The following is a 16,259-nucleotide window of genomic DNA, read 5'->3' on the forward strand; positions in this document are numbered from 1 at the left end:
GCGCGCCTTCTGCGTCTGCGGTGGTCGGGGTCAGACGACACCGACCGCATGCATGGCACGGGTCGCATCGGTGATGCTGGTGGTCAGCGACGGATAGGCGGCGAACACGCGCGCGACCTGGTCGACGGTGAGGCGACGCTCGATCGCCATCGCGATCGGGTAGATCAGCTCGGATGCCCGTGGCGCGACGATCACACCGCCGACCACCGTCCCCGAGCCGCGCAGCGCGATGATCTTAACGAAGCCGTCCTTGATGCCCAGCATCTTCGCGCGCGGGTTGGCGGCGAGCGGCAGCTTGTGCGCGATGCCGTCGGCCTGCCCGTTCGCGACGTCCTGCTCGGAGTAGCCGACCGTCGCGATCTCGGGTGCGGTGAAGATGTTGGCGGTGATCTTGCGCACCTCGAGCGGGATCACGATGTCACCCAGCGCGTGGAAGACGGCGGTGCGCCCCTGCATGGATGCGACGGATGCCAGCGGGAAGAAGTTCGTGCAGTCGCCCACGGCGTAGACGTTGGGAACCGAGGTGCGCGCCACCCGGTTGACCCGCACGTGACCGGATTCGGTGAGCTCGATGCCCGCCTCCTCGAGGCCGATGCCGGCCGTGTTCGGGATCGATCCGACCGCCATCAGACAGTGGCTGCCCTCGACGGTGCGACCGTCGGACAGGGTGACCCGCACCCCGTCATCGGTGCGCTGCACGCTCTCTGCGCGGGACTTCGAGAGCACCTTCATGCCGCCGCGGGTGAACACCTTCTCGAGCACCTTCGCGGCGTCCTCGTCCTCACCGGGCAGCACCTGGTCGCGGCTCGAGATGAGCGTGACCTTCGCGCCGAGGTTCATGTACGCCGACGCGAACTCCGCACCGGTCACACCCGAGCCCACGACGATCAGGTGCTCGGGCAGCGCCTTCATGTCGTACAGCTGGGTCCAGGTGAGGATGCGCTCGCCGTCGGGCTTCGCCGAGGGCAGCTCGCGGGGCGAGGCGCCGACCGACACGACGACGGTGTCCGCCTCGACACGGTCGAAGTCCGTGCCGTGCGGTCCCGTGGAGACCACGATGGCGTTGGGACCTTCCAGGCGGCCGTGTCCGGAGATGATGCGCACGCCGGCCTCGAGCAGGGTGGAGCGCATGTCCTCCGACTGCTGGCCGGCGAGGGCGAGCAGGCGCTTGTTGACGGCGGCGAGGTTGATGGCGATCTCGGGCTTGAGCGGCCTGTCGTCCGCGCCGCGCGCGTAGAACTGCACGCCGAGGTCGGTGGCCCCGGCGATGGCGACGGCGGCATCTGCGGTGGCGATGAGGCTCTTGGACGGCACCACATCGGTGAGCACGGCCGACCCGCCCACGCCCACGCGCTCGACGAGCGTCACATCCGCTCCCAGCTGCGCTGCGGCGAGCGCCGCCTCGTACCCACCGGGACCGCCGCCGAGGACGGCGACGCTCTGCCTGTTCGCGAAGGAAGTCTGAGACATGAACTCCATTCTTCCGCAATCCTGGCAGCGGCCCCGCCACCTTCCTAGAGTGGAGGCATGCGTGAGAACTCCCTGAACCCCCTGGACGACCCGACGGCCGATCCGTTCGCCGTCGCCGCCGATGCGGCCGCCGACATCGCTCGCCTGACCGGGGTCGACCACCACGACATCGCCCTGACCCTCGGCTCCGGCTGGGGCAAGGCCGCCGAGCTGATCGGCGAGACCGTCGCCACCGTTCCCGCCACCGAGGTGACCGGCTTCTCGAAGCCCGCGCTCGACGGGCATGTCGGCACGCTGCGCAGCATCCGCACCCCCGGCGGCCGGAACGTGCTGGTGATCGGTGCGCGCACGCACTACTACGAGGCCCACGGCGTGCGCCGGGTCGTGCACTCGGTGCGCACCGCAGCCGCGACGGGCGCGAAGACCATGGTGCTCACCAACGGCGCCGGGGGGATCCGCGAGACGTGGCAGCCCGGCCAGCCGGTGCTGATCAGCGACCACATCAACCTCACCGCCGACTCGCCGCTCGAGGGCGCCACCTTCGTCGACCTCACCGACCTGTACTCGACGCGGCTGCGCGACATCGCCCGCACCGTCGACCCCACTCTCGACGAGGGCGTGTACACCCAGTTCCGCGGCCCGCACTACGAGACCCCGGCGGAGGTGCAGATGGCCAAGGCCATCGGCGGTGACATCGTCGGCATGTCGACCGCTCTCGAGGCCATCGCGGCCCGCCAGGCGGGCATGGAGATCCTCGGCTTCTCGCTCATCACGAACCTCGCCGCCGGCATCCAGAAGACCCCGCTCAGCCACGAGGAGGTCATCGAGGCCGGCCGTGAGGCCGAGCCGGTGATCTCGGCGCTGCTGGCCCGAGTGATCGAGGCGCTGTGAGCGAGCGGCTCGACCAGGCGCGCGCCTGGCTGCGACAGGACCCGGATGCCGAGACCCGCGACGAGCTCGCCGGCATCATCACCCGCGCCGCGGGCGGTGACGCGGCGGCTCTCGCCGATCTCGAGGACCGCTTCGGCAGACGGCTCGCCTTCGGCACCGCGGGTCTGCGCGGTGAGCTGGGCGCGGGCAGCAACCGCATGAACCGCGTGCTGGTGACCCAGGCGGCCGCCGGCTTCGCGGGGTACCTGCTGCAGCGCAGCACGACGCGTCCCACCGTGGTCATCGGCTACGACGGCCGACGCAACTCCCGCCGCTTCGCGCTCGACTCGGCCGAGATCCTCGCCGGTGCCGGGCTGCGCACGATCCTGCTGCCGAGACTGCTGCCGACGCCGGTGCTCGCGTTCGCGGTGCGCCACCTGCAGGCGGATGCCGGAATCATGGTCACCGCCAGCCACAACCCGCCGAACGACAACGGCTACAAGGTCTACCTCGGCGGCGAGGACGGCGGATCGCAGATCGTCGCTCCGGCGGACGCGCAGATCGCCGCGCACATCCAGCGCGTCGCCGATGCGGGCGACGTGAGCCTGCTGCCCCGCTCGGCCGCGTACGAGATCGCCGGTGACGACGTCGTCGACGCCTACATCGCGGCGACCGCAGCCGTGGCTCCCGCACCGTTCGGCGTGCAGGAGATGCGCTGGGTGTACACGGCCCTGCACGGCGTGGGCTGGGAGACCTTCTCGCGCGTCGTGAAGGCCGCGGGCTACCCGGCCCCGCGCATCGTCGACGCGCAGCGCGACCCCGATCCGACGTTCCGCACCGTCTCGTTCCCCAATCCCGAGGAGCCGGGTGCGATGGACCTCGCGTTCGCTCGAGCGCGTGAGGCGGATGCCGAGTTCATCATCGCGAACGACCCCGACGCCGATCGTCTGGCCGTCGCCATCCCGGATCCGGCAGCCGAGGGCGGCTGGCGCCGCCTGACCGGCAACGAGGTCGGGCTGCTGCTCGGCTGGCGGGCGGCACGCGCCGCGCAGGGCACGGCAGGGGCATCCCTCGCCTGCTCGCTGGTCTCCTCCCCCGGGCTCGGTGCGGTCGCCGAGCGCTACGGACTCGACTTCCACGAGACGCTCACCGGCTTCAAATGGATCTCGCGTGCTCCCGGCATGGTGTTCGGCTTCGAAGAGGCTCTCGGCTACCTGGTGAACCCCGACACCGTGCGCGACAAGGACGGCATCTCCGCCGCGGTCGCCCTGCTCGGCCTCGCCGCCGAGGCGCGGGTGCGCGAGACCACGCTCGCCGGCCTGCTCGACGAGCTCGGTGCCGAGATCGGCCACTTCGCGAGCGGCCAGGTATCGGTGCGCGTCGACGATCTGAGCCTGATCGGCTCGACGATGGCGTCTCTGCGCGCCCAGCCGCCCGCGGCGTTCGGCGCGCGGGCGGTCGCGTCGGCAGAGGATCTGGCCACCGGTGACGCGGGGGTGCCCGCGGGAGACGTGCTGCGCTACCGCCTCGACGACGGGTCGCGTGTCATCGTGCGCCCGAGCGGCACCGAGCCGAAGCTGAAGGTGTACATCGACGCGCGCGGCGAGAGCACGGCCGACGCCGCCCGCGCCGTCGCCGAGCTCGAAGCCGCCGTGCGGGAGCTCCTCGCCGCGCGGCGGTGAGTCGCGCCGATGCCGCGGATGAGAGCGCCACGCAGCAGGGGTAGGCGGATCGTCGTCCGCGCACTGTGGTCGCTGGGGGCACTGATCGTGCTGATCGTCGTCGGGACCCTGGTGTGGACGCAGGTGGGCGTGATGTCCGCCGAACCCGATCCGCTGGCGCAGGCGAGGGCGAACCACGCGCTCGAGATCGAGGAAGCCCCTGAGGGCATCGTGCTCTCCCCCGCGGACGGCGACTCGGACGTCGGCCTGGTGTTCATCCCCGGCGCCAAGGTGCAGCCCGAGGGCTATGTCGCGACGCTGCAGGAGCTCGCCGCCGAGGACGGGATCACCGTCGTCATCACCCGACCGTGGTTGAATCTCGCGTTCTTCGATCCGCGCGGGCTGGACGCCTTCACCTCCGCCGCACCCGACGTGGACTCGTGGATGGTGGGCGGGCACTCCCTGGGCGGGGTGCGCGCCTGCCGGCTGGCACCGGACGCGGATGCCATGGTGCTGTTCGCCTCGTACTGTGCGAACGACCTGTCGGACTCCGGGGTGCCGGTGCTGAGCCTGTCCGGAAGCGAGGATGGCCTGTCGACACCCGAGAAGATCGCGGATGCGAGGGATCTGCTTCCGGCGGATGCCGAGCTCGTCGAGATCGACGGCGCCTCGCACGCGTCGTTCGGCTCCTACGGCCCGCAGGCGGGCGACGGCACTCCCACCATCACGGACGCCGCCGTGCGGGCGCAGATCACGGAGCTCGTGGGGGATCTCGCGGCGGCGGTGCGCTGACCGGGTCGGGCACGGCCCGGTCACGGGCGTGGCGCAGCAGCAGGGCACAGGAGTCCGCGGTGATGAACGGGTCGAGTCGCTCGACCTCGAGCGGACCATCGACCTGGGCGAGCGTGTCGCGCACCAGCCGGGCATGCGTGCCGCACACCGTCGACTGATCCTGCGCGAGCATCCCGCGGTAGTTGCACGGCAGCATCTCGAAGCGCAGCGCCGATTCGTCGAGGACGGGGCTGAGCCCGGCGTCATCGAGATGCTCGTACAGCACATCGAGCTGCGCCTCGGCATCCACGTCGTCCTCCCGCGCCGCGTCGCCTGACGTCGGCGGGGTCACCGCGCGCAACAGGGCACCGCGTCGACGCGCGCCGTCGACGCGACGCTGCGCCGCGGGGTTCGACCCCGCCTCCCGCACCGGGTGGTAGGCGAGCGGCGGACGGCCCCTGCTGCCCACCTGCAGCCTCTCCTCGCGCACGAGGCCCTCCTGCACGAGCACGCGCAGGTGATCTCGGGCGGTGTTGAGCGGCATCCCGCAACGTTCGGCGAGTTCGGCGATGCGCAGACCTGGCTCGCTCTGCACGGCGCGCAGCAGACGAAGGCGGCTCGGCTGAGTGAGACCGCGGTAATCGTCGACTCGGCGTGGCATTCCTTCAGGCTACGGCGCCGGCGTCTGCCGCGCTCGGAATAGAACCGGTGAAAACCCCTCCTCGCCGCCAGAGCCCGAGCGCAGAGTGGAGGGGACGCAGACCCCACGAAAGGAACGTCATGAAGCTCTCGCCCGAGTCCGAAGCAGTCGTCGCGGCCACGGCCGGCGTCGTCGCCGAGCACGCCGAGCAGATCACGAAGGTGTTCTACCCCGCCATGTTCGCCGCGCACCCCGAACTGCTGCGGGTGTTCAACCGCGCCAACCAGGCGATCGGCGAGCAGCCGAAGGCGCTCGCCGCCTCGGTGGTCGCCTTCGCCGTGCAGCTGATCGATCCGCACGCCCCCGACTTCACTCCGGTGATGCGCCGGATCGCCCACAAGCACGTCTCGCTGGGGATCCGGGCCGGCGAGTACACCATCGTCGGCCGTCATCTGCTCGACGCGGTGGACACCGTGCTCGGCGACGCGGTCACCCCCGCGGTGCGGTCGGCGTGGGACGAGGTGTACTGGCTGTTCGCCACCGCGCTGATCGCCGAGGAGGCGCGGCTGTACGCCCTGTCGGGCACAGACCCGCAGAACCCGTGGCGCGACTACCGGGTGGTGGAGCGGTTCGAGGAGTCGGAGGACATCTTCTCGCTGCTGCTGGCACCGGTCGACGGCCTGATCCCCTCCCACCGCACCGGACAGTACGTCGCCATCGCCGTCGACCTGCCGGACGGCAGCAGACAGCCACGTCAGTACACGATCTCATCCGGTCCGCGCGGCGACTCGATCCGGGTGACGATCAAGCGAGTGCACGGGGCGGGCGGCGCACCCGACGGACAGGTCTCGACGTGGCTGTGGCAGCACGCGCAGCCCGGCACCGTGCTCGACGTCTCGCAGCCGGCGGGTGACGTCGTGCTCGACGACGAGGATCACCCGCTCGTGCTCGTCTCGGCGGGGATCGGGATCACGCCGGTCGCCGCCATCATGGAAGACCTCTCCCGCCGCCAGCCCGCCCGCACCGTGCGGCTGTTCCACGCCGACCGCGCTCATGACACGCACGCGCTGTACGCGTCGCTGCGCCGCCAGGTGCTGGCCATGCCCGATGCCAGGGCGCAGAACTGGTACGAGCGGGACGCCCTCGGCGCGCCCACCCTGCACCCGGCGCGCGAGGGCTTCATGGACCTCAGCGAGGTCGATCTGCCCGAGCACGCCTCGGTGTTCATGTGCGGTCCGCTGCCGTTCATGCAGTCCATGCGCCGCACACTCATCGGCCGCGGCGTGCCCGCCGATCGCATCCACTACGAGGTGTTCGGCCCCGATCTGTGGGCTCAGAACCCGGAAGCCGCCTGAGCGGCGTGTCGGCCGTCCGCCGAGGGGTTCAGCGCTCGAACCCCTCGGCGATCATCTCGACGAGCTCTTCGCGCTCTTCCACCGGCAGGAATGCGGCGGACGCGGCGTTGAACTGAAAGGCCTCGAGATCGTCGAGGTCGTAGCCGAACGCGTCGACCAGCAGCGAGAGCTCGCGCGTGAGCGACGTGCCGCTCATCGTGCGGTTGTCGACGTTCACGGTGACCGAGAAGCCGAGCTGGTAGAGCAGGTCGAAGGGGTGGTCCGCGACCTCATCGCCCCACTGGGCGATCGCGCCGGTCTGCAGGTTGGACGACGGCGAGAGCTCCAGCGGGATCTCCCGGTCGCGCACCCAGCGGGCCAGATCGCCGAACTGCACCTGCACCTCGTCGCCCTCGCGCTCGATGATCTGCAGGTCCTCGGCGATGCGCACGCCGTGGCCGAGGCGCAGCGCGCGTCCGTCGATCAGGGCGGAGCGGATGGATGCCGGCCCCGCGGCCTCTCCCGCGTGCACCGTGACCGGCAGAAACTCGCCGGCAAGGTAGTCGAAGGCCGCGCGGTGCTCCGACGCCGGGAAGCCGTCCTCCGGCCCGGCGATGTCGAAGCCGACGACGCCGCTCTCGCGATGACGCACGGCGAGCTCGGCGATCTCCCGCACGCGGGAGCCCTGGCGCATGGCCGAGATGATCTGACCGACCCGGATGCTGCGCCCGGCGGCATCCGCCTCATCCTCGCCCTCCTCGATGCCGCGCTGCACGGCGCGCACGGCGTCGTCCAGGCTGAGGCCGCCGGCGACGTGCTGCTCGGGTGCCCAGCGCACCTCGCCGTAGATCACGCCGTCGGCGGCGAGGTCGGCGACGAACTCGCGGGCGACCCGCGTGAGGGCTCGCTCGGACTGCATGACGGAGGTCACGAGGTCGAACGACTTCAGGTACTCCACGAGAGAGCCGGCATCGCTCTGCTGCGCGATCCAGCGACCCATCCCCTTGGGATCCTGCGCCGGGGTCTGGATGCCGCCGGCATCGGCCAGCTCGAGGATCGTCGCGGGACGCACGCCGCCGTCGAGGTGGTCGTGCAGCGAGATCTTGGGCAGGGCGCGCAGCTCGTCGATCTTCATGGTGATCCTCCGGTACTCAGGCGGTGATGCGCTCGCGCACGATGGGCTGTGCGGCGGGTGCCGCTGCAGCGTCGCCGATCTCGTAGGCGCCGTCCAGCGCCTCGAGAGCGCGGGCGAAGCGCCCCTCGTCATCGGCCGACAGGGTGAACAGCGGCTCTCCGGCGGTGACCGTCTGGCCGGGCTTGACGGCGAGGTCGATGCCGGCGGCGAAGATCACCGGATCCTCGGCGCGGGCGCGCCCGGCGCCGAGGCGCCACGCGGCGATGCCGAACGGCAGCGCGTCCATGCGGATCACCACGCCGTCGCGGTCGGCGGTGACGACGTGCGTCTCCCGTGCGGTCGGCAGCGGGGCATCCGGGTCGCCGTCCTGGGCGCGGATCATCGCCTTCCAGCTGTCCATGGCGCGGCCGTCGTCGAGGGCCGCCTCGACATCCGCATCCGGCTGCCCTGCCAGCGAGAGCATCTCGCGGGCGAGGGCGAGGGTCAGCTCGCGCACGTCGGCGGGGCCGCCGCCGGCGAGGATCTCCACCGACTCGCGCACCTCGTTGGCGTTGCCGATCGCGAGACCGAGCGGAACGTTCATGTCGGTCAGCAGTGCGGTCGTCGCGACACCCGAGTCGGTGCCGAGCTCGACCATCGTGCGCGCCAGCTCGCGGGCCCGATCGATGTCCTGCATGAAGGCGCCGTTGCCGAACTTCACGTCGAGCACGAGCGCGTCGGTGCCCTCGGCGATCTTCTTCGACATGATGCTCGACGCGATCAGGGGGATCGCCTCGACCGTGCCGGTCACATCGCGAAGCGCGTAGAGCTTCTTGTCGGCGGGCGCGAGACCCGAGCCGGCGGCGCAGATCACCGCGCCGACGTCGGACTGCATCTGCGCGAACATCTCGTCGTTGCTGAGCGCCGCCCGCCAGCCCGGGATCGATTCGAGCTTGTCGAGCGTGCCGCCGGTGTGGCCGAGGCCGCGGCCGCTGAGCTGCGGGACCGCCACGCCGAACACGGCGACCAGCGGTGCCAGCGGCAGGGTGATCTTGTCGCCCACGCCGCCGGTGGAGTGCTTGTCGACGGTGCGCTTGCCGAGGCTGGCGAAGCTCATCCGCTCCCCCGACGCGATCATCGCTTCGGTGAGCACGCGGATCTCCTCGCGCTGCATGCCGCGCTGGAAGATCGCCATCGCGAACGACGCCATCTGGGCGTCCGACACGTAGCCGCGGGTGTACGCGTCGACCATCCACCGCAGCGCCGCCTCGGGCACCACTCCGCCGTCGCGCTTGGCACGGATCACGTCGATCGCGTCGAACGCCTCGACGCCGGTCTGAGAGCTCATCGGGCGTCCTCCAGATCGCGCGGCCCGAACGCGTCGGGCAGCACCTCGTCGATGGTGCGGATGCCCGAGACGGTCTCGAGCAGCATCTCGGGGCTGGAGTGCTCGAACAGCAGCTGGCGGCAGCGACCGCACGGCATGATCGTCTGTCCGTCGTTGTTCACGCAGACGAACGCGATGAGCCGACCGCCACCGGACATGTGCAGGTCGCCGACCAGAGCGCATTCGGCGCACAGGCCGACGCCGTACGAGGCGTTCTCGACGTTGCATCCGGCGACGATGCGTCCGTCGTCCACGAGCGCGGCTGCGCCCACCCGGTATCGCGAATACGGCGCGTACGCCTTCTGCATCGCCTCGGAGGCGACCTGTCTCAGCTCGTCCCAATCGATGTCGGTCACGTGTTCTCTCCTAGGACTTGATGTACGGCTCGCCGTCGGCTGCCGGCGGGCGGGAGCGCCCGACCAGGCCTGCCACGGCGAAGATCGTCACGATGTACGGCAGCATGAGCATGAACTGGCTGGGCACCGGCGAGCCGATGACGCTGAGCACGCTCTGCAGGTTGCTCGCGAAGCCGAACAGCAGTGCCGCCAGCGTCGCGCGGATCGGGTCCCACTTGCCGAAGATCACCGCGGCGAGGGCGATGAAGCCGGCTCCGGCGGTCATCTCGGGGTTGAAGCGCGGCACCGAGACCAGTGTGAAGAACGCGCCTCCCATGCCCGCGACGGCACCGGCGATGAGCACGTTCATGTACCGCGTGCGCGCGACGTTGATGCCCACCGTGTCGGCCGCCTGCGGGTGCTCGCCGACCGCGCGCAGTCGCAGACCCCAGCGGGTGCGGTACATGCCGTACCAGACGACGAACACGATGACGTACATCAGGTACACCACGATCGTCTGGCGGAACAGGATCGGCCCGAGCACGGGGATGTCGCTGAGCAGCGGGATCGGCAGGTCGCGGAACGGCTCGACGGTGTTCAGCGCCGCCTGGTTGGGGGCGAGCACCTGTCGGAACAGGAACGTGGTCACGCCGATCACGAGGACGTTGAGCACCACACCGACGATCACCTGGTCCACGTAGTACGTGATGGCGAACACCCCGAGGATCACCGCGACCAGCACGCCCGCCAGCATCGCGGCGATGAGGCCCGCCCAGGGCGTGCCCACGGCCGAGGCGACGATGGCCGCGGTGAACGCGCCTGCCAGCAGCTGCGCCTCGATCGCGATGTTCACGACGCCGGCGCGCTCGCCGATCACGCCGCCCAGCGCGCCGAAGATCAGCGGGGTGGCCAGCGCGAGACCGCCGCTGAGCAGTCCGATCATGGGCAGCGTCCCCGAGCTGCCCGCGGCCGCCCAGGCGAGGAATCCGAAGATCAGCACGACGACGTACACCGCGATGAGCCACATCGGCACGCGACGATGCGCGCGGGTGAGCATCACCGCCGCGACGCTGATCGCGGCGCCGATGACGACGCAGACCCACGCGGTCGCCGTGCCCGGCACGACGACAGAGGGCAGCGCGATGATCTCGCTGCCGGCGGTGAAGCGGAACGTCGCGTCGCCGGCGCGTGGGATCAGCAGCGGCAGCAGCGCCACCAGCACCGTCAGCACGCTGAGGATGATGGGCGTCTTCCACGACACCACGCTCACCTGACGCAGTTCGGCCTGCACGCTCTGCGGGCTCTGTCCTGTCTGTGCGGTCTGAGTGCTCATCCCGCCACCTCCTCGGCCTCGGCGCGCTTCGTTCGTCGCTCGGCCGCGCGCCGCTCACGCCGGCTCGGGCGGCCCGGCTGCGGCAGACCGAACATGGCGCGCACGAGCGGCGGCGCCGCGATGAACAGCACGATCAGGGACTGCACGACGAGCACGATCTCGATCGGGACGCCCTGCGACGCCTGCATGGTGAAGCCACCGGTCTTGAAAGCGCCGAACAGCAGTCCGGCGAACAGGATGCCGAGCGGACGGGAGCGCCCCAGCAGGGCGACGGTGATCGCGTCGAACCCGATGCCGGCGTCGATGCCGCCGCTGAAGCCCTTCGGCTCGGTGCCGAGCACCTGGCTGACTCCGGCGAGACCGACCAGCGCGCCCGCGATGAGCATGACGCTGAGGTAGGTCCGGCCGACGGAGATGCCGGCCGTGCGCGCGGCATCCGGGTTCTCCCCCACCGCGCGGAACCGGAAGCCCAGCCCGGAGCGCTCCAGCAGCCACCAGGTGATGGCGACCGCCACCAGCGCGAGCAGGAATCCGATGTGCAGCTTGTAGCTGGGTCCGAGCAGCAGCGGCATGACGGCCGACTCGGCCATCGGTGCGGTCTTCGGGTTGCTCGAGCCCGGCGCCTGCAGCACGCCCTGGGTGGCGAGCATCCACGCCAGCAGGTACACGGCGATGTTGTTCAGCATGATCGTCGTGATCACCTCGTGCGCGCCCGTGCGCGCCTTGAGGATGCCGGCGATCCCCGCCCACAGCGCGCCGGCGATGATGCCGGCGACGAGAGCGACGATCAGGTGCAGCGGGAAGGGCAGGTCCCACGCGGTGGCGACGTACCCGGCGGCGGCGGCGGCCATGAGCATCTGACCCTGACCGCCGATGTTGAACAGCCCGGCGCGGAATGCCAGGCCGACGCCCAGGCCCGCGGCGATCAGCGGCGTGGCGAACTTCAGCGTCTCGGTGAGCGGGCGGATGGCGATCGCGAACGAGTCGGCGTTGAAGTTGTAGATCGATCCGCGGAACAGCGCGGCGTACGCGCCGCCGACGGCCTGGCCGATCGCGCTCAGCGTGTCGCCGGGAGCGGCGAAGAAGTAGCCTGCCGCGGCCTGCACGTCGGGGTCGGTCAACGCGATCATCAGCGAGCCCACGATGACGGCCGCCACGACGGCGAACACGGTCGTCAGAGCGCTTCCGGTCGCGATCTGCATGAGGGCCGCCCGCCAGCGCTGCGGCCGCTGCGGCTTCTGCGGCTGAAGCGCCTTGTCGGAGTCGGGGATCTGCGTCTGCGCGACGGTCATGCCTGCGCTCCTTCGCTCGGGGCTGCGCCGACGGAGACCTCGCGAGCCGCGTCCTCGGCGCTGGCGCCGGCCATCATCAGGCCCAGCTGATCGCGGGGGGTGTCGCCGGGGACGATGCCGACCACACGACCCCGGTACATCACAAGGATGCGATCGGCGAGGGCCGCGACCTCGTCGAGCTCTGTGGAGATGACGACCACCGGAACACCGGTGTCGCGCGTCTCGATGATGCGCTTGTGGATGAACTCGATCGATCCCACGTCGACGCCTCGGGTTGGCTGGGCGGCGACGAACAGGGACAGGTCGCGGCTGAGCTCGCGCGCCAGCACGACCTTCTGCTGGTTGCCGCCCGACAGCCGACCGGCCGCCTGCGACGGACCCTGCGTGCGGATGTCGAACTCCGCGATCTTCTGCTTGGCGAACTCCATCAGACGGCGCAGCTGCAGCGCGCCGCTCGTGACGAACGGCGCGCCGTGGGAGCGGTCGAGCATGAGGTTCTCCGCGATGGAGAACTCCTTGACGAGTCCGTCGACGCCACGGTCCTCGGGGACGAAACCGACGCCGGCATCGAGGATGTGCCGCACGCTGCGCCCGCGCAGCTCTTCGCCGTTCAGGCGGATGCTGCCCTGCACGCGCGCCTGCAGACCGAGCAGCGCCTCGGTGAGCTCGGTCTGTCCGTTGCCCTGCACACCGGCGATCGCGAGCACCTCTCCGCCGCGGACGGTGAAGGACACGTCGTCGACGAGCACGGTGCCCAGGACATCGCTGACGGTGAGGTTCTCGACGACCAGTGCATGGTCGGTCAGCTGAGGCGGGTTCTTGTGCACGGTGAGCTCCACCGCACGGCCGACCATCAGCGAGGCGAGCTCCGCGTTCGACGCGGTCGGCGAGGCCTCGCCGACCACCTTGCCCAGCCGGATCACGGTGATGCGGTCGGCCACCTCGCGCACCTCGCGCAGCTTGTGCGTGATGAACACGATCGATGTGCCGCGCTCCTTGAGCTGGCGCATCGTGGCCATGAGCTCATCGGTCTCCTGCGGCGTGAGCACGGCGGTCGGCTCGTCGAAGACGAGCACGCGGGCCTCGCGCGAGAGCGCCTTGATGATCTCCACGCGCTGCTGCACGCCCACGGGCAGGTCGGCGACGAGAGCGTCGGGGTCGACGTCGAAGCCGAAGCGGTCGGATATCTCACGCACCTTCGAGCGGGCCGCCGCGAGATCCAGCCGGCCGCCGAACGTCGTCTCCTCGTGACCGAGCATCACGTTCTCCGCCACGGTGAACACCGGGATGAGCATGAAGTGCTGGTGCACCATGCCGATGCCCGCGGCCATCGCGTCGCCGGGCCCGGAGAAGCGCTGCACGCGCCCGTCGAGGAGGATCTGACCCTCGTCGGCCTGGTACAGCCCGTACAGCACGTTCATCAGCGTGGACTTGCCGGCGCCGTTCTCGCCGAGGAGGCAGTGGATCTCACCCGCCTGCACCTCGAGGTCGATGTGGTCGTTGGCTGTCAGTGCGCCGAACCTCTTCGTTATGCCGCGCAGCTCGAGCTTCATGTGTCGATCCTATTCGTGATGTGTCCTCGCGCCGGGGATCGCCCGGGCAGACGACATCGGGGAGGCCGGCACGACCGGCCTCCCCGATGCGGTTCCTCTTAGTTGTCGAGGTAGGAGGTGACGGTGATCGAACCGTCGATGATCTCCTGCTTGATCTCGGCGACCTTCTTCACCAGCTCGGCGTCGACCTTGCTCTCGAACTCGTGCAGCGGCGCGATGCCGACGCCCTCGTTCTCCAGGGTGCCGATGTAGGCCTCACCGTCGAACTCGCCTTCGGCGCTGGCCATCACGGCCTCGTAGGTCGACAGGTCCATCGCCTTGAGCACAGAGGTGAGCACGAAGTCGGCGGTGGTCGGGTCGGTCTCGAACAGGTCCGCGTCCGCGCCGATCAGCGCGATGTCCTTGCCCGAGTCCTTGATGGCCTGCAGGCCGGACTGGTAGATCGGACCGCCGACCGGGAAGAGCACGTCGACGCCCTGGTCGATGATGTTCTTCGCGACCGTCTTGGCGCTCTGGTTGGCCTCGAAGCCGCCGGTGAACGATCCGGTCGTGCCGTCCCAGCCGACCACGGCGACCGAGGTGCCGTTCTTCTCGTTGTAGTGGTCGACGCCCTGCTTGAAGCCGTCCATGAAGATCGTCACGGTCGGGAACTCCATGCCGCCGAACGTGCCCACCTTGCCGGTCTTGGAGTAGCCGGCCGACATGTATCCGGCGAGGAACGCGGCCTCAGCCGTGTTGTACAGCAGCGGCTTGACGTTGTCCGGCTTGCTGTCGCCGCCGGCGTCGTCGACGAGGATGAAGTCCGTCTCGGCGTTCGCCTCGGCGGCGTCGACCGTGGCCTGCGACAGCGCGAAGCCCACGGCGACGATGGCGTTGCAGCCTTCGGAGACCATGTTGTCGATGTTCGGGCCGTACTCGGTCTCGGCGTTCGACTCCGCCTCGCGGAACGTGGCGCCGAGCTCATCGGCGGCCTTCTTGGTGCCCTCGTAGGACAGCTGGTTGAAGGACTTGTCGTCGAAACCGCCGGCATCCGAGACGATGCACGCGGAGAAGTCGGACTTGTCGCCGTTGCCGCCGTCCGCGCCAGGGTTGTCTGCGGGAGCCTGGCCGCACGCGGCGAGGCTCAGGACGACGCCGGCGGCGACGGTGGCGCCGAGCAGCTTCTTGGTGATGGAGATGGACACTCATGCCTCCCGGGTGATCTCCGCGGACATCGCGGATCGCTCGAGGTTACCCAGTGTTACGCGCTTCCCGCACGCGCGCCCCGGATGTGCTGGCGAAAGGTTACAAATCCGCAATGATGACCGTCCGGCGGTCGTCGACGCGCCGGGCGGCGACGCTCAGAGCACGTCGCCGCGGCCAGTGAGCTTGAGGGACTCGACGACGCCCTTGACCCGCTGCGCGTGCTCGACCGTGGTCACCAGCAGCGCGTCCTCGGTGTCGACGACGACGATGTCCTGCACCCCGACCAGGCTGATCACGCGCGAGGTCTGGGACACGAGGATGCCGCTGGCGGCATCCGAGAGCACGCGAGCCCGCGGACCCAGCACGGCGAGGTCGTTCTTGCGACCGTTGGTGATGAGCTTCGTCAGCGAGGCGAAGTCGCCCACGTCGTCCCAGTCGAAGTGACCGGGAACGACGGCGAGCCTGCCGCGTTCGGCGGCCGGCTCGGCCACCGCGTAGTCGATGGCGATCTTCTTCAGCCGGGGCCAGATGCGATCGACCGCCGGCCCCCGCAGGTCGCGGTCGTCCCATGCCTCGGCGAGCTCCATCAGCCCGGCATGCAGCTCGGGCTCGTTGATCCGCAGCTCGTCGAGCAGCACGCTCGCCTTCGCGATGAACATGCCCGCGTTCCAGAGGTGCTCGCGGTCGGCGACATAGGCCTTCGCCGTCTCGAGGTCGGGCTTCTCGACGAAGCGCTCGACGAGGGCCGCCTCGCGCGCGCCGTCGACGACGAGCTCCTCGCCCTTCTTGATGTACCCGAAGCCGATGGCGGGCTCGGTGGGGGTGATCCCGATCGTGCAGATGTATCCCTCCCGCGCGACCTCGACGGCATCGCGCACGGCGAACTCGAACACGCGTGTGCCGCGGATCACGTGATCGGCGCTGAACGACCCGATGATGACGTCGGGGTCGCGGCGGTGCAGGATCGCCGCGGCGAGTCCGATCGCCGCGGCGGACTCGCGCGGCTCGGACTCGAGGAACACGTTCGCGTCGGGGATGCCAGGCAGCTGCGCCTCGACGGCGGCGCGATGCGCTCGCCCCGTCACCACCGCGATGCGGTCCGCTCCGGCGAGGGGCTCCAGACGGTCCCACGTGTCGCGCAGCAGCGAGTGCCCCGATCCGGTCAGGTCGTGGAGGAACTTCGGGGCATCCGCCCGCGACAGCGGCCAGAGCCGACTGCCGATGCCGCCCGCCGGGATCACCGCGTAGAAGTCGTCGATTCGCGCCATGGCTCCAACCTAGCCGTGCGTGCGGACGCGCCGATCGGATAAGGGT

14 protein-coding genes are annotated in these 16,259 nt (G+C 70.2%); 4 read left to right on the top strand and 10 right to left on the bottom strand.

The features are described 5' to 3' along the window. Positions 1–30: 30 nt before the first annotated feature. On the bottom strand, positions 31–1,479 hold the full coding sequence (locus tag AB0O65_RS12880; RefSeq protein ID WP_313480413.1) for an NAD(P)H-quinone dehydrogenase: 1,449 nt from the start codon (positions 1,477–1,479) through the stop codon (positions 31–33). A gap of 48 nt (positions 1,480–1,527) precedes the next feature. Between AB0O65_RS12880 and AB0O65_RS12885 the strand changes: the two genes are divergently transcribed. Genes AB0O65_RS12885 through AB0O65_RS12895 form a run of 3 tightly spaced genes read left to right on the top strand, consistent with a single transcriptional unit; the run spans position 1,528 to position 4,793 of the window. Continuing rightward, the gene (locus tag AB0O65_RS12885; protein ID WP_071640686.1) at positions 1,528–2,361 is read left to right on the top strand and encodes a purine-nucleoside phosphorylase; all 834 of its coding nucleotides are present in this window, start codon (positions 1,528–1,530) and stop codon (positions 2,359–2,361) included. Continuing rightward, positions 2,358–4,022, top strand: coding sequence for a phospho-sugar mutase (locus tag AB0O65_RS12890; RefSeq protein WP_191713173.1), 1,665 nt, complete (start codon positions 2,358–2,360; stop codon positions 4,020–4,022). The genes AB0O65_RS12885 and AB0O65_RS12890 overlap by 4 nt, the downstream gene beginning before the upstream one ends. A gap of 9 nt (positions 4,023–4,031) precedes the next feature. Continuing rightward, positions 4,032–4,793: an alpha/beta hydrolase gene (locus tag AB0O65_RS12895; protein WP_363385625.1), complete on the top strand. Its 762-nt coding sequence runs from the start codon at positions 4,032–4,034 to the stop codon at positions 4,791–4,793. On the opposite strand, the gene AB0O65_RS12900 is transcribed toward AB0O65_RS12895, so the two are convergent. Next, positions 4,753–5,433 (bottom strand): helix-turn-helix domain-containing protein, encoded by a 681-nt coding sequence (locus AB0O65_RS12900; RefSeq protein ID WP_313480411.1) that lies wholly within the window; start codon positions 5,431–5,433, stop codon positions 4,753–4,755. The two genes, AB0O65_RS12895 and AB0O65_RS12900, sit on opposite strands and share 41 nt — an antisense overlap. A gap of 119 nt (positions 5,434–5,552) precedes the next feature. Here AB0O65_RS12900 and AB0O65_RS12905 point away from each other — a divergent pair, with 119 nt between their 5' ends. Further along, positions 5,553–6,767 (top strand): globin domain-containing protein, encoded by a 1,215-nt coding sequence (locus tag AB0O65_RS12905; RefSeq protein WP_363385628.1) that lies wholly within the window; start codon positions 5,553–5,555, stop codon positions 6,765–6,767. 28 nt (positions 6,768–6,795) lie between these two features. Here the strand turns inward: AB0O65_RS12905 and AB0O65_RS12910 are convergent, their stop codons facing one another. From AB0O65_RS12910 to AB0O65_RS12945, 8 genes are all read right to left on the bottom strand, one after another. Continuing rightward, on the bottom strand, positions 6,796–7,881 hold the full coding sequence (locus AB0O65_RS12910; protein ID WP_363385631.1) for an adenosine deaminase: 1,086 nt from the start codon (positions 7,879–7,881) through the stop codon (positions 6,796–6,798). A 16-nt stretch (positions 7,882–7,897) separates the two neighbouring features. Then, the gene (locus AB0O65_RS12915; RefSeq protein WP_363385634.1) at positions 7,898–9,208 is read right to left on the bottom strand and encodes a thymidine phosphorylase; all 1,311 of its coding nucleotides are present in this window, start codon (positions 9,206–9,208) and stop codon (positions 7,898–7,900) included. After that, positions 9,205–9,603, bottom strand: a complete 399-nt coding sequence (locus AB0O65_RS12920; protein ID WP_071640673.1) for a cytidine deaminase — start codon at positions 9,601–9,603, stop codon at positions 9,205–9,207. Before AB0O65_RS12920 ends, AB0O65_RS12915 begins: the two co-directional genes overlap by 4 nt. Before the next feature lie 10 nt (positions 9,604–9,613). Beyond that, entirely contained in the window at positions 9,614–10,915 is a 1,302-nt protein-coding gene (locus AB0O65_RS12925; protein ID WP_071640671.1) for an ABC transporter permease, read from the bottom strand. Further along, positions 10,912–12,207 (bottom strand): ABC transporter permease, encoded by a 1,296-nt coding sequence (locus AB0O65_RS12930; RefSeq protein ID WP_313480408.1) that lies wholly within the window; start codon positions 12,205–12,207, stop codon positions 10,912–10,914. Before AB0O65_RS12930 ends, AB0O65_RS12925 begins: the two co-directional genes overlap by 4 nt. After that, complete coding sequence (locus tag AB0O65_RS12935; protein WP_071640668.1) at positions 12,204–13,760, bottom strand: ABC transporter ATP-binding protein; 1,557 nt, start codon at positions 13,758–13,760, stop codon at positions 12,204–12,206. The genes AB0O65_RS12930 and AB0O65_RS12935 overlap by 4 nt, the downstream gene beginning before the upstream one ends. A 98-nt stretch (positions 13,761–13,858) precedes the next feature. After that, complete coding sequence (locus AB0O65_RS12940) at positions 13,859–14,944, bottom strand: BMP family ABC transporter substrate-binding protein (protein WP_071640666.1); 1,086 nt, start codon at positions 14,942–14,944, stop codon at positions 13,859–13,861. A 156-nt stretch (positions 14,945–15,100) separates the two neighbouring features. Continuing rightward, on the bottom strand, positions 15,101–16,213 hold the full coding sequence (locus AB0O65_RS12945; RefSeq protein WP_191713167.1) for a mannose-1-phosphate guanylyltransferase: 1,113 nt from the start codon (positions 16,211–16,213) through the stop codon (positions 15,101–15,103). Between the last annotated feature and the right edge of the window lie 46 nt (positions 16,214–16,259).

It is taken from the genome of Microbacterium sp. NPDC077391 (genome assembly GCF_040686955.1).
GTDB classification, from domain to species: Bacteria; Actinomycetota; Actinomycetes; order Actinomycetales; family Microbacteriaceae; genus Microbacterium; species Microbacterium commune.